The organism is Halorubrum sp. Atlit-26R, assembly GCF_003666015.1.
Classification (GTDB): Archaea; Halobacteriota; Halobacteria; order Halobacteriales; family Haloferacaceae; genus Halorubrum.
The window spans coordinates 221331-233974 of record NZ_QPLT01000002.1; the positions used below are offsets into that span (position 1 = coordinate 221331).

The following is a 12644-nucleotide window of genomic DNA, read 5'->3' on the forward strand; positions in this document are numbered from 1 at the left end:
CTCAGTCAGTCGTCGCTCGGCACCGGGTCGGCGCCGTCGGCGCCGGCGGCGTCGGAACGCGCCTCGTCGACCGGGTCGCCGAACGCGTACACCGTGTTGTGCCCGGTCACCTCGACGGTGAGGAAGTCGCCGACCGCGACGCCGCGGTCGCTCGCGTTCTGGACGATGATCTGTCGGTAGGCGCCGTCGCGGCACTTCACCGAGTCGCCGGTCCCCTCCTCGACGACGAGGACCTCGAACCGGTCGCCGACCATCGACTCGTACGCCTCGCCGACGACCTCCATCTTCAGCTCGGACATCGCCTTCGAGCGCTCCTTCTTGACGGTCCCGCCGAGTCCCTTCATGTCGGCGGCGTCGGTGCCGGGGCGCTTCGAGAAGCGGGTGACGTTGATCTTCTCGGGGCGGACTTCGGCGAGCAGGTCCATCGACAGCTCGTGGTCGGCCTCGTCCTCGGTGGGGAAGCCGACGATGAAGTCGGTCGAGAGCGTCCAGTGGTCGAGCCGGTCGTCGAACGTCTCGACGACCTCGCGGAACTTCTCGACCCGGTGCTGCCGGCGCATGTCCTCCAGCACGTCGTCGGAGCCGGACTGGACGGGGGCGTGGATGAAGTCGTACAGCTCCTCGTTCTCCGCGAACACGTCGGCCAGATCCTCGTGAATGCCGTGAATACCGCCGGGGTTCGCCATCCCGAGCCGGACCCGGAACTCGCCGTCGATGTCGCAGATGCGGTCGAGCAGTTCGGGGAGCTTCCGGTCGCCGTCGTCCCAGCCGTAGACGCCCGTGTCCTGACCGGTGACGCGGATCTCCTTCGCGCCGGCGTGGACCAGGGCCCGGGCCTTCTCGACGTTCTCCTCGACCGACGGGGAGTCGACGCGGCCGGTGGCGAACTTGGTGATGCAGTACGAGCAGTTGCTCATACAGCCGCGGGCGATGGGGAGGATGCCGACGACGCCGTCGAGGACCGGTTCGGCGTCGGGGGTGACCGTCGGGCACTCGCCGTTGAGCACGTAGGAGGGGACCTCGTCCCAGTGGAGGATCTCGGCGTCGACGTCGGCCTCGGCGAACATCTCGCCCTGCGCGAGCGCCATACAGCCGGTGACGACGAGCTCGGCCGTCATATCCGACAGCTCCTCGGCGCGGCGGAGCATGTTTCGCTCGGTCTTCTCGACGACGGTACAGGTGTTGAGGATGGCGACGTCCGCGTCTTCGGGGCCGTCGGCCGGGCGGTGCCCCCCGTCGCGGAGGGCGCGCTCGATCTCCCGGCTCTCTCCCCGGTTCGAGCTACAGCCGTACGTTTCGATGTGGTACGTCGCCATCGGAGTGCGCTTACTACCGGTCCCGGGGGCAAAAGCGCGACGGATCGGGGCGTCGGTTCGTCGGCGGGGCGTCAGTTCGGCGGCCTGCGGGGCTCAGTCCTCGGCGACCGCGGCGGCCGGCGCGTCGGCCTCGGAGGCGGACTCGGCGGTCGCCTCCGGCTCGTCGACGGGGTCACGTTCGGCGGGCGGCACGGCCTGGTAGACCGAGCGGCGGGCGTCGCGGGGGCACAGCCCCTCCTCGACGAGGCCGACCTCGGTGAGCTTCTCGACCGCGAACCGGACGGTGCGCGTCGAGAGGCGCGTCTCCTCGGCGAGGCCGGTCTGGTCGAACCGACCCTCGGCGTCGAGCACGTAGTAGACCAGCTTGGCGCTCGGCGGGAGCGGTTCGAGCAGCTCGCGAGTTCCTTCGTCCATACGTTACGTACAGGGGCGAATCGCGCATAACCGTGGCCCGCCTGTGCGCCCGGTGCGCACGCCAACCTGCTTTTTATATACCGGTTCGCTGGCGGAACTCGAACCGAGCGCCGTCGTCGCCGTCGATCGACAGCTCCCAGCCGTGCGCGGCCGCGATCTCGCGCACGATCGCGAGGCCGAACCCCGTCCCGTTCGGCGCGCTCGAACGGCCGTACTCCGTCGCCTCCCCGGGGTCGATGTCGAAGCCGACCCCGTCGTCGGCGACGTAGAATCCGTCCGGGAGCGACCCGACGGAGACGGTGAGGTCGGCGGCGTCGGTGTCGCCTTCGGCGCCGGTGTCCGAGCCGTGTTCCAGGCTGTCGTCGGGCTCCGACCGACCGTTCGTGGAACCGTGTTCCACACTATTTATAAACAGATTCTCGAACAACGTGCGGAGCCGCTCCGGGTCCGCCTCGATCGCGGCCGTCGCCTCGGAGACGTCGAGCGTCGCGTCGTCGGTGTCGACGGTGCGCCACGCGCGCTCGGCGGCCTCGTCCAGCGGGACGGACTCGATCTCGTCGGCCGTCCGGCCCTGCCGAGCCAGCGCGAGGAGGTCGTCGATCAGCTGCGTCATCCGGTCGTGCGCGTCCTCGACCCGGTCGAGCTCTTCGATGACGGCGGCGTCGTCCGTCAGCGACCGGGCCAGGTCGGTCCGCCCGGCGGCGACGTTGAGCGGATTCCGGAGGTCGTGGGAGACGAACCCCGCGAACTTCTCCAGCCGATCGATCTCCCGCTGGAGCGCCGCGTCGCGGTCGCGGAGCTGCTCGGTCCGCTCGGCGTGGTCGAGCGCGACCGTGACGTTCGCGGCGAGGACGCGGGCCAGCTGGAGGTCCGTCTCGTCGAAGAAGTCCGGTTGGCGCGACCCGAGCGGCATCACGCCGTGCTCGCCGAGCGGCACGACGAGGAGGCTCCGGTGGTCTCCGTACCCGATCGGGCTGTCGACAGCGTCGAGGTCGTCGACCACGATCGGCTCGCCGTCGTCGAACGCCTCCCAGATGCGTCCGTCGCCCGGACCGAACGACGGCCGGTCGCCGAACGCCGCGGTCGCCTCCTCGCTTATCGCCGTCGGGCGGAGGACGTTCGCCTCGGGGTCGTACAGCCTGACGCCGCTGCTCGGGAACTCGAGGATGTCGATCGCCGCTCGGGTGGCCACCGCCGCGACCCCCTCGCGGTCCTCGCCCCCGAACATCTCGCGGGTCGTCTCGTGGAGCCGACGCAGCGTCCGCTCAACGCGCTTCTGTTCGCCGATGTCCGCGTAGACGCTGTAGATGACGGTCTCGTCAGGCTCCGTGACCGGGATCACGTGGAGGATGAAGTCTCGCAACCCGTCCGTAGTCCGACGACGCACCTCGAGCCGGGAGGGCTCGTCGCGTTCGAGTACCGACTCCGGGTCGAGCCGGTCGGCGTCGTCCGGGATGATCGCCTCGCGGACCTCCTCGTACCCGCTGTCCGCGCCGTAGCCGAACGTCCGCTCGAACGCGTCGTTCGCGGCGTCGAGGCGACGCTCGCTCTCCCCGAGCGCGACGGTACGCACCGCCGGGAGCGGGAGGTCGTGGAACAGCGCCGTCAGCCGGTCGCGCTCCCGTCGGAGCTCGGCCTCCGTCTCGATCCGCTCGATCGCGTTCGCGGCGTGCGAGGCGATCAGTTCAGCGAACTCCACGTCGCGCTCGTCGAACGCGGCGTAGCCGTTGGAGACGGCCTGCAACACGCCGTGCGAGCCGATCGGAACGCTGATCGCCGACCGGATGTCGTCGGCGACCGGGTCGGCCACCTCCGACCCCTCCCGTCGGTCGGTCCCGGCGGTCGGACGACCCGGAGACGAGGGGTCCTCTAAGTCGTCCGGGTCCGCGGGGTCGACGCTGAGGTTGTCGACCACCATCGTCTCCTCCTCCGCGACCGTGGTCCCGACGACGCCCTCGCCGACGTCGAACGTCCGGACTTCGTCCTCGGTGACGCTCTCGGAGAGTACGAGGGGGACGACCCGGTCGCCGCGTCGGCGGGCGGTGACGCAGCGGTCGAACTCCAGGATCTCCTCGGCCGCGTCGACCGTGCGGTCGAACACCGTCTCGACGTCGGTCACCGACGCCAGTTCCGTCGCGAACTCGTGGATCGCCGTGACCTTCGCGTTCACCTTCCGGAGGTCGCGCTCGGCCCGGCGGCGTCCCAGCGCGTTCGCGACGGTGTTGGCGAGCATCTCGTAGCGGTCCCGCCCCGCGCCCTTCTGGAGGTAGTCGGTGACGCCCGCGGAGATCGCGTCGCTCGCGATCTCCTCGCTCCCCTTTCCCGTGAACAGCACGAAGGGGAGCCCCGGGTCGAGGTCGCGGATCGACTCCAGCAGTTCGAGCCCGTCCGCCCCCGGCATGTCGAAGTCGCTGACGACGCAGTCGACGCGCCCCTCGCGGACCACGTCCAGCGCCTCGTCCGGCGACAGCCGCGTCACCGTCTCGATCCCGTCAACGAGCCGCTCGACGTGGGTCGCGGCGAGGTCGGCCGCCCCGGGCTCGTCGTCGACGAACAGGACGCGGCTCGCGCCGCCGTCGCCGGGCGCTCCAGACGCGTCGCTCGCATCCGCACCGGGGTCGGGCGGCGGGTCGTCTGGGGCGGGACTCATGCTGTGTGTGTCTCCCTACCAGTAATTTTAGTTTTCGCCTCGGATACCGAAACTGAAAATCGGGCTTGCCGCCCGCGAACGGCGGTGCGCGAGCGCCTACAAGAAGTCTTCGACGTGGTCGGCGACCTCCTCGGGGGTGTCGCCGACGGGGACGCCCGCGTCGTTGAGCGCGTCGATCTTCGACTGCGCCGTGCCCGTTCCGGAACCGGAGACGATGGCGCCCGCGTGGCCCATCCGCTTGCCCGGCGGCGCCGTGCGGCCGGCGATGAAGCCGGCGACCGGCGTGTCCATGTGCTCGCCGATGAACTTCGCGGCCTGCTCCTCGTCCTCCCCGCCGATCTCGCCGCACATCACGACGGCGTCGGTGTCGGTGTCGGCCTCGAACGCCTCGAGGGCGTCGACGAAGGAGGTCCCGATGATCGGGTCGCCGCCGATGCCGATGGCGGTCGACTGGCCGAGCCCGCGCTCGGTGAGGTTGTCGACGACCTGGTAGGTGAGCGTGCCGGAACGGGAGACGAGCCCGACGTTGCCCTCGGAGAAGATGTTACCGGGGAGGATGCCGAGCTTCGCCTCGCCGGGGGTGATGATCCCGGGACAGTTCGGGCCGATGAGACGGGTGTCGGTCTCGCTCAGGCGCTTGTTCACCTTCGCCATGTCCTGGGTCGGGATCCCCTCGGTGATCGCGACCGCGAGGTCGAGGTCCGTGTCGAGCGACTCGAAGATCGCGTCGGCGGCGAACGCCGGCGGCACGAAGATGACGGAGGCGTCCGCGTCCTCCGCCTCGACGGCCTCGTCGACGGTGTCGTAGACGGGGACGCCGTCGACCTCTTGGCCGCCCTTGCCGGGCACCGCGCCGGCGACGACGTTCGTGCCGTACTCGATCATCTGGCCGGCGTGGAACTTCCCCTCCCCGCCGGTGATCCCCTGGACCACCACTCTGGTGTCGTCGTCGACGAAAATGCTCATTGGGTCACCTCGTCCGCGTTCTTCACCGCGCGCTGGACCGCGTCCTCCAGCGTCTTCTCGACCTCGACGAGGTCGGTGTTCAGAATCTCCATCCCCTCCTCGGCGTTCGTCCCGGCGAGCCGGACGACTACCTTCTTCGGGATCTCGTCGAACCGTTCGAGGGCCTCGTTGATCCCCTTGGCGACCTCGTCGCCGCGGGTGATCCCGCCGAAGATGTTGAACACGACCGCGTCGACGTTGTCGTCGGAGAACACCATGTCGAGCGCGTTCGCGACGCGCTCGGCCTTCGCGCCGCCGCCGATGTCGAGGAAGTTGGCGGGCGCGCCGCCGTAGTAATCGACCAGGTCGAGCGTCGTCATCACCAGCCCGGCGCCGTTGCCGATGATCCCGACGTTGCCCGAGAGGCGGACGTAGTCGAAGCCGTACTCGCCGGCCTTCCGTTCGAGGTCGTCCTCGTAGGACGCCTCGGCCATCTCGGCGAGGTCGGGCTGGCGGAACAGCGCGTCCTCGTCGATGTTCATCACGGCGTCCGCGGCGACCACGTCGCGGTCGCTCGTGATCATGACGGGGTTGACCTCAATCTCGGAGGCGTCGTTCTCCTCGTAGAGGTCGTACAGCGTCGAGAGGATCGAGGCCACGTCGAGCGCCACGTCGGCGTCGACGCCGGCCTCGTAGACGACCTTCCGGGCCTGGTAGGGGTGGAGCCCGAACGCGGGGTCGACGTGCTCGCGCGCGATCGCGTCGGGGTTCTCCTCGGCGACCTCCTCGATGTCGACCCCGCCCTCGGTCGACACCATCAGGACGGGCTTCCCCTCGCCGCGGTCCATCGTGACGCCGACGTACAGCTCGTCGACGAAGTCGACGCCCGCCTCGACGAGGACCTGATCGACGGTGTACCCCTTCAGGTCCATCCCGAGGATCTCCTCGGCGTACTGCTCGGCCTCCTCGCGGTCGGTCGCGATCTTGATCCCGCCGGCCTTCCCGCGGCCGCCCACGTGGACCTGCGCCTTGATCGCGGCCGGGTAGCCGATCTCGTCGACGGCGTCGAGGGCCTCGTCGACGCTCGTCGCGAGCCGGGAGTCCGGAACCGGGATCCCGGCGTCCGCGAAGAGAGACTTCGCTTGATACTCGTGAAGTTTCATCCGTGTGGGATCGGGACAGACATCGGCTTAAATGGTTCCGATTCGGCGCGAACGGCGCGGCCGCGGGGTCGCCGTGACGGCGAGCGCGGCGGCCCGTCCGCAACACCGAGCGCGGCGGCGCCGCCGTCAGTCGAACGTCCAGTTCGTCTCGACCGCGGGCGGGTCCGCCAGCGTCTGGTAGACGACGCAGTACTTCTCGGTGTACTTTTGAAGCGCCGCGCGGGTGTCCTCGTCGACATCGCCGTCGACGCTGACGTCGAGCCGGAGGTCCTCGAACCCGACTGACGCCTCGTCGTCCACGCCCATCGTCCCGCGGAGGTCGAGGTCGCCGCTGGCCTCGACCTCGACCTCGGCGTCGACGCCGAAGCTCTCGGCGACGGCCTGCGCGGTCAGCTGGGAACAGGCGGCCAGCGCGCCCAAGAGGAGGTCGCCCGAGCAGGCGCCCCCGCCGGGGCCGCCGGCGCCCTCGTGGAGCTCCGCCTCGTAGATCGCCCGGCCGATGTCGACGCTACACGACCGGGCGTCGCCCTGCTCTTCGCCGGTCGCGGACAGCGTGATCTGGGCCGCCTCGGGGTTCTTCTCGTACTCCTTTTTCAACGGCTCCTGCTCGGCCTGTAAGTCACTCTCTGCCATGTGCGGGGCTCACACACATTCACAAAAAATGTTCTGCCGGCTTCGGTCGGCGGTCCGGCGCGCGTCGGTCCCGAGGGGGCCGACCCCGAGCGACTCCCCCGCGCCGTCGCCCCCGCGGCTCAGTCCTCGTCGCCGAGGATGACGCGGTGGGTCATCGCCTCGGGGTCGAGCACCTCGTCCGCCTCGTCCTCGGTGAGGTACCCCTCGCTCACGGCGACCTCCTTGACGGATTTGTCCTCCGCGAGCGCCTTCTTGGCCACCTTTGAGGCCTTGTCGTAGCCGATCGCGGGATTCAGCGCGGTCGCGAGCGCCATCGACTGCTCGACGCGCGTCTCGCAGTGCTCCTCGTTGGCCTCAAGCTTCCCGACGAAGCGCTCGCCGAACGTCTCGGCGACGTTCGAGAGCAGCTGGGCGGACTCGAGGAAGTTGTGCGCGATGACGGGCTTATAAAGATTTAGGTCGATCTCGCCGCGCGCGGCGCCCGCCGAGACGGCCGCGTCGTTGCCGACGACCTGCTTGTGGACCTGGTTGACCGACTCGGCGACGACCGGGTTGATCTTCCCGGGCATGATCGAGGAGCCGGGCTGGTTCTCCGGCTGCTCTATCTCGCCGAGCCCGTTGCGCGGGCCGGAGGCGAGCAGCCGCAGGTCGTTGGCCATCTTGTTGAGGCTGCCGGCGACCGTCTTGAGCGCGCCGTGGCCCTCCGCCATCGCGTCGTGGGCGGCCTGCGCCTCGAAGTGGTTCGCCGCCTCGCGGAACTCGGTCCCGGTCTCGTCCGAGATGTACTCCGCGGCGAGCTCCGGGAACTCGGGGTGGGTGTTGAGCCCGGTCCCGACCGCGGTGCCGCCGAGGGCGAGCTCGCGGAGGTTCGACTGGACGCCCTCGGCGCGCTCGATCCCCTTCGCGACCTGCGTGCGGTACCCGCTGAACTCCTGCCCGAGCCGGATCGGGGTGGCGTCCTGGAGGTGCGTCCGGCCCGTCTTGACGACGCCGTCGAACTCCGTTTCCTTCGCTTCGAGCTCGGCGTGGAGCGTCTCTAAGGCGGGGACGAGGTCCTTCTCGACCGCCTCCAGCGCGGCGACGTGCATCGCGGTGGGGATCACGTCGTTGCTCGACTGCCCGTAGTTGACGTGGTCGTTCGGGTGGACGACGCGGTCGCCGATCTCCGCGCCCGCGATCTCGGCGGCGCGGTTGGCGATCACCTCGTTGGCGTTCATGTTCGAGGAGGTCCCCGAACCGGTCTGGAACACGTCGACCGGGAACTGGTCGTCGTGGTCGCCCGCAATCACCTCGTCGGCGGCGGCGACGATGGCGTCGGCGGTGTCCTCGTCGATGAGATCGAGGTCGCGGTTCGCCTGCGCGGCCGCCTTCTTCACGACGCCGAGCGCGCGGATGAACCGCCGGCTCATCGGGATCCCCGAGACGGGGAAGTTCTCGACGGCGCGCTGGGTCTGTGCGCCCCAGTAGGCGTCCGCCGGCACCTGCATCTCGCCGAGGCTGTCCTCCTCCGTGCGGTAGTCGTCACCCATGCGCCGACCTTCCCGCGAGACGCTGTAAAAGGTACTGGAAGCCGCCAGCGCGCGGGAATATGAGAACGAGTGTCGGGATAATTGGTAGCATACGACGGTGTTCAGGGTGACAGGACAAATCGGACAAAACCGGCCGAAAATCGGCGCAAACGCTTCGCCCTTATATATCGCTCCGTCGGCAACGGTCGGGCGCACATGAGCTCCAACGACTCCGCGATCGGAACAGCGCTCGACCGCGACACGGTCCGGTCGACGAGCAAGCTCCTGATCGGCGCGCTGGCGACCGTCGGCGTCCTCGCGGTCGTCACGCTGCTACCGGGGATCGACCGGCTCGTCCCCTTCGCCCCGGTGACGTTCGCCGCCGTCGCGACGGCCGTCGTCTCGCTCGCGGTGGCGGGGATCCTCCTGTACGCCGCCCCGAAGTTCGCGCTGCTGACGCGGCTGGCGCTCGGGGGGCGCGGAGCCGACGCCGAGAGCGACGCGACGCCGAGTCGGGTCGCCGAGAACGCCGGGGGCATGGCGTACTGGCTCGTCGCCTTCGGGGCCGTCCTCGTCGCGTACCGCGGGCTCGCCGGCGTCGCGGTACCCGTGTTGAACGGCGCCGCGTGGGCGTACGACGCCGCCTTCCTGTTCGTCGCGCTCGTCCCCGTCGTGTTCCTCGTCGCCCGCCTGACCGTCACGGTGGACCCGCTCGCCGAACTGGTCGCCGACCGCGTCGCGGGCGACGCCGGCGCCGCAAATGACGACGGTCGCGGCGACGACGGCGCCGCAGACAACGACGGCGCCGCAGGTAGTGACGGCTCCGGCGACGGCTCCGACGAGACGATCGCGGCCGAGACGGACGAGGACGGCTGACCGGAATTCCGATTCTGCGGCGCCTTATTTAAACACGAACGGGAGCGTCACGAGCGCCCCGTTGAACCCGAACGCGACCAGCATCAGCAGTCCGAGCGGGGGATCGTCGCCCGGGTAGGTGGCGAGGATGACGAGCGCGCCGACCCCCAGCGCGGCCAGCCCGACCGTCAGCGCGGCGTCCGACCACCGGTTCCACGCGTCGTCGAGCGCGGGTTCGAGCCGTGCGAGCGGCCAGTCGGGTTCGGAGTCACCGCGGGCGCGGTCGGAGCGGTCGGTCCACGGCGTGTCGCCCGCCGGCTCGTCGAGCCACGCGTCGCTCTCGTCGTCCGGTCCGTCGCTGTTCGCCGCGGTCGACTCGCCTCGACCGAGCAGCCGTCGGACTCCCGACCGGCCCGCGGCCGCGAACAGCGTCGCGGTCCCGAGCGCGGCGAGCCCGCCGAGGACGGCCGGGGAGGTGACGCGCGCTTGGAGCGCGAGAAAGAGCGCGACGAACGCCAGCAGCGAGACCGCGGCGAGGACCCCGCGCGCGGCGCGTGCGAGTTCGGATCGCATCGGTGTGGAGGGTAGTGAAGGGCTTACAACGCGGCCGGGGGTCAGGTCTCGTCGACCGGGAGCAGTCCCGCCTCGCGGAGGTCTGCGTCGAGGCTCCCGTCGCCGTGTTCCGCGTACGCCTCGGGGGTGTACGTCTTGATCTCTAAGGCGTGGACCGAGCGCGTCATGTGGTCGCCGACCGCGTCGTACACGCGCTGATGCTGGTCGACGAGCGACTCGCCCTCGAACGCGGGGGAGACGACGACCGCCGCGAAGTGGGCGTCCTCGTCCTCGTCGTCGTGGATCCGGGGCGCGGTCACGCGCGCGACCGCGTCGGGGAGGTTCTCCTCGATGAGGTCCGCGACCGCGTCGGGTTCGATGGTCATGTCCCCGCTCGGACGCGAACGGGCAAAAGTCGACCGGCCCGGTCCGACGGTGCTCACGGCGAGAGACCGGTAGCGGGTCGGCGTTACGTCCGGTCGAGTCGAGAGAGCCCGTGCCAGATGGCGTCGACGAGCCGCGACTCGGGGTCCGCGTCGGATCCCGTCTCGTCCCAGCCGCGGGCGATGGCGTCCTCCAACACCGCGAGCGAGTGGTTCTCGAAGTTGTTCATCCCGCGGAACGTCTCCAGCGCGTCGCGGGCGTCGTCGCCGAACTCCGCGGTCGCCTCGCCGTCGTAGAACCCGAGGTCGGCGAGCGCCGACCCGACCGCGACCGCGGTCTCGCCGGTCAGTTCCCGCGTGTCGTCGGGGGCCTCGCGTTCGAGGAGGGTCACGTCGTAGATCTTGAACACGCGCTCTAACTCGTCGATCGGGCGCTCGTGGTCGTCGACGCGCACGTCGACCCAGCGGTCATTCCTCCCGTCGTAGCCCCCCTCGGGCTTCGCGACGTACAGCGCGGCGGACTGCTCGCCTCGCTTGTCGCCGCCCGCCTCGTTGCCCGCGTGGAGCGCCGCGATCAGCCGCTCCGGGAGCCCGCCTTCCGTCTCCTCGAACGCCTCCGCCATCGCGTCGAGCGTGTCGGCGTTCTCCAAGATGTTCCCCTGGACCGTGTAGTGGTCGCCCTGCCGGTCGCCGGCGTGGTCGTGGCACTCGTCGCCCGTGAACGCCGCGGGCGGCTCGTCCGGGTCGGCGCTCACGATCCCGACCTGTCGCGAGGGCGCTTCGTCGTCGTCGGCCGTGAGCCGGTCGATCGCTTCGGCGGGCGCGTGGCCCGCGCGCAGCAGGTCGAGGCCGTCCGGCCCGTACGCGACGTTCGCGAAGCTCTGCGTGGCCACCGCGCCCGCGTCCGCGCTGACGAACGGGACCACGGCGCCGACGGCGACGAACTTCGACTGGACGGCGATGCCGACCGCGCCCGTCTCCGGGTCGCGGGCGGCGATCGAGAAGGTCGAGGGTCGAGGTGGCATGCGGGACGTGTCGTGGGAGGCCGCGAGCTTAAATCCGGCCGTCGCCCGCGCTCGGGCGCCCCGCCCGGCGTCACTCCGCCGGCTCGGCCTCGTTCACCGCCGCGGTCCCGGTCACGCGGATCCGGTCGGCCTCGACGTCCTCGTAGGTCGCGCCCCAGCCGCCGACGGTCCACCGCTTCTCCCCGTCGTCGACGACCATGGAGGCGGTGCCGGTCAGCGCCATCACGCTCGGGGCGCGGTCGTCCCCGCGGTCGACCTCCGAGAGGTGCTCGGCGCTGACGACCTCGCCGGAGACGGTCACGGACCGGTCGCTCTCGGTCTCGCGGCCCTCGATCTCGACGCGGAGGGGGTCGTCGCCGCGGATCCGGTCGCGGTTCTCCAGCAGGAACTGTCGGATGTCCGCGTACCGCTGCGGGCCGGCCGCGTCGGCCTCGTACACGGCCGGCGAGGGGAGCCAGGTGAAAAGCAGGAAGTGCCAGAAGAAGACGTAGGTGAACGACCGGTTGCGGAGGATGAGTCCGTAGTCTTCCACCGCGGCGGGGTTCGGGGCGAACGCCGTGCGTCGGAGGTCGGAGGTGAGCACGAACGGGGCCGGGCGCGAGATGCGGTGCGCGGCGCTCACGGCGCCCTCGAAGTCGGCGTTCTCGAGGGGCTCGTCGCCGTCGCGGGCGAGGACCGTGACGTTGACCGTGACGCCGCGGTCGCGGGCGTCGACGAGGTCGCCGCGCAGCGCCGCGAACTGGTCGCGGGTGAGCGTCGCGTGGACCTGCGTGTCGGCGTCGCGGACGAACGTCCGCGCGGCCTCCAGCACGGTGTCGAACCGCTTGACGATGCTGACCGTCTGCGTGTCGAGCGTCGGTCGCTCGTAGCGCTCCTCGATCTCGGCGGCCGCCGACTCCAGCGCGTCAGCGCGGTCGGTGAGCCCGGAGACGATCGTCTCCGGGTCCGTCGCGCGCGCCTGGAACGTCTCCTGTTCGTACAGCTCCACGTACCCGAAGTCGTCGAGGTCCCGGAGCACGTCGTAGATCCGGGCGTCCGGCACGTCGCTGGCCTGCGCGACCTCGGTCGCGGAGGCGGTCCCCAGTTCGAGCAGCGTGACGTACGCGTTCGCCTGATAGTAAGAGAGGTCCGCGGCCTGGAGCGTCTCCAGGAGTTCCTCGGTGTCCATGTCGATCGATTAACTACTTCGGTGCTTAAAAA

General features: G+C 70.3%; 12 protein-coding genes. 1 reads left to right on the forward strand and 11 read right to left on the reverse strand.

Translation table 11 applies throughout. The features are described 5' to 3' along the window. Positions 1-5 precede the first annotated feature (5 nt). The 7 genes from DVK07_RS03530 to DVK07_RS03560 form a co-directional block, all read right to left on the reverse strand. Positions 6-1316: a tRNA (N(6)-L-threonylcarbamoyladenosine(37)-C(2))-methylthiotransferase gene (locus DVK07_RS03530; protein ID WP_121595765.1), complete on the reverse strand. Its 1311-nt coding sequence runs from the start codon at positions 1314-1316 to the stop codon at positions 6-8. Between the two features lie 93 nt (positions 1317-1409). Continuing rightward, on the reverse strand, positions 1410-1730 hold the full coding sequence (locus DVK07_RS03535; protein ID WP_096392973.1) for an ArsR family transcriptional regulator: 321 nt from the start codon (positions 1728-1730) through the stop codon (positions 1410-1412). Between the two features lie 73 nt (positions 1731-1803). Beyond that, complete coding sequence (locus tag DVK07_RS03540; protein WP_121595766.1) at positions 1804-4380, reverse strand: GAF domain-containing protein; 2577 nt, start codon at positions 4378-4380, stop codon at positions 1804-1806. 96 nt (positions 4381-4476) lie between these two features. Next, the gene (gene sucD / locus DVK07_RS03545; RefSeq protein ID WP_049929456.1) at positions 4477-5346 is read right to left on the reverse strand and encodes a succinate--CoA ligase subunit alpha; all 870 of its coding nucleotides are present in this window, start codon (positions 5344-5346) and stop codon (positions 4477-4479) included. Continuing rightward, a complete protein-coding gene (gene sucC / locus DVK07_RS03550; RefSeq protein WP_121595767.1) occupies positions 5343-6488 on the reverse strand; it encodes an ADP-forming succinate--CoA ligase subunit beta in 1146 nt (381 codons plus the stop codon). Before sucC ends, sucD begins: the two co-directional genes overlap by 4 nt. Before the next feature lie 126 nt (positions 6489-6614). Beyond that, the gene (locus DVK07_RS03555; RefSeq protein ID WP_121595768.1) at positions 6615-7121 is read right to left on the reverse strand and encodes an OsmC family protein; all 507 of its coding nucleotides are present in this window, start codon (positions 7119-7121) and stop codon (positions 6615-6617) included. Positions 7122-7240: 119 nt separating this feature from the next. Next, positions 7241-8650, reverse strand: coding sequence for an aspartate ammonia-lyase (locus DVK07_RS03560; protein WP_121595769.1), 1410 nt, complete (start codon positions 8648-8650; stop codon positions 7241-7243). Between the two features lie 195 nt (positions 8651-8845). Between DVK07_RS03560 and DVK07_RS03565 the strand changes: the two genes are divergently transcribed. Then, on the forward strand, positions 8846-9505 hold the full coding sequence (locus DVK07_RS03565) for a hypothetical protein (protein WP_121595770.1): 660 nt from the start codon (positions 8846-8848) through the stop codon (positions 9503-9505). 24 nt (positions 9506-9529) lie between these two features. Here the strand turns inward: DVK07_RS03565 and DVK07_RS03570 are convergent, their stop codons facing one another. The 4 genes from DVK07_RS03570 to DVK07_RS03585 all read right to left on the reverse strand — a co-directional run bounded on the left by DVK07_RS03570 (position 9530) and on the right by DVK07_RS03585 (position 12612). Further along, positions 9530-10057: a hypothetical protein gene (locus DVK07_RS03570; RefSeq protein ID WP_121595771.1), complete on the reverse strand. Its 528-nt coding sequence runs from the start codon at positions 10055-10057 to the stop codon at positions 9530-9532. A 41-nt stretch (positions 10058-10098) separates the two neighbouring features. Further along, positions 10099-10422 carry a BolA family protein gene (locus DVK07_RS03575; protein WP_121595772.1) on the reverse strand — a complete coding sequence of 108 codons (324 nt, stop codon included), beginning with the start codon at positions 10420-10422 and terminating at the stop codon, positions 10099-10101. A gap of 83 nt (positions 10423-10505) precedes the next feature. Further along, positions 10506-11444, reverse strand: a complete 939-nt coding sequence (locus tag DVK07_RS03580) for a DUF1028 domain-containing protein (protein WP_121595773.1) — start codon at positions 11442-11444, stop codon at positions 10506-10508. A gap of 70 nt (positions 11445-11514) precedes the next feature. Beyond that, a complete protein-coding gene (locus DVK07_RS03585) occupies positions 11515-12612 on the reverse strand; it encodes a TrmB family transcriptional regulator (RefSeq protein WP_121595774.1) in 1098 nt (365 codons plus the stop codon). Positions 12613-12644 lie beyond the last annotated feature (32 nt).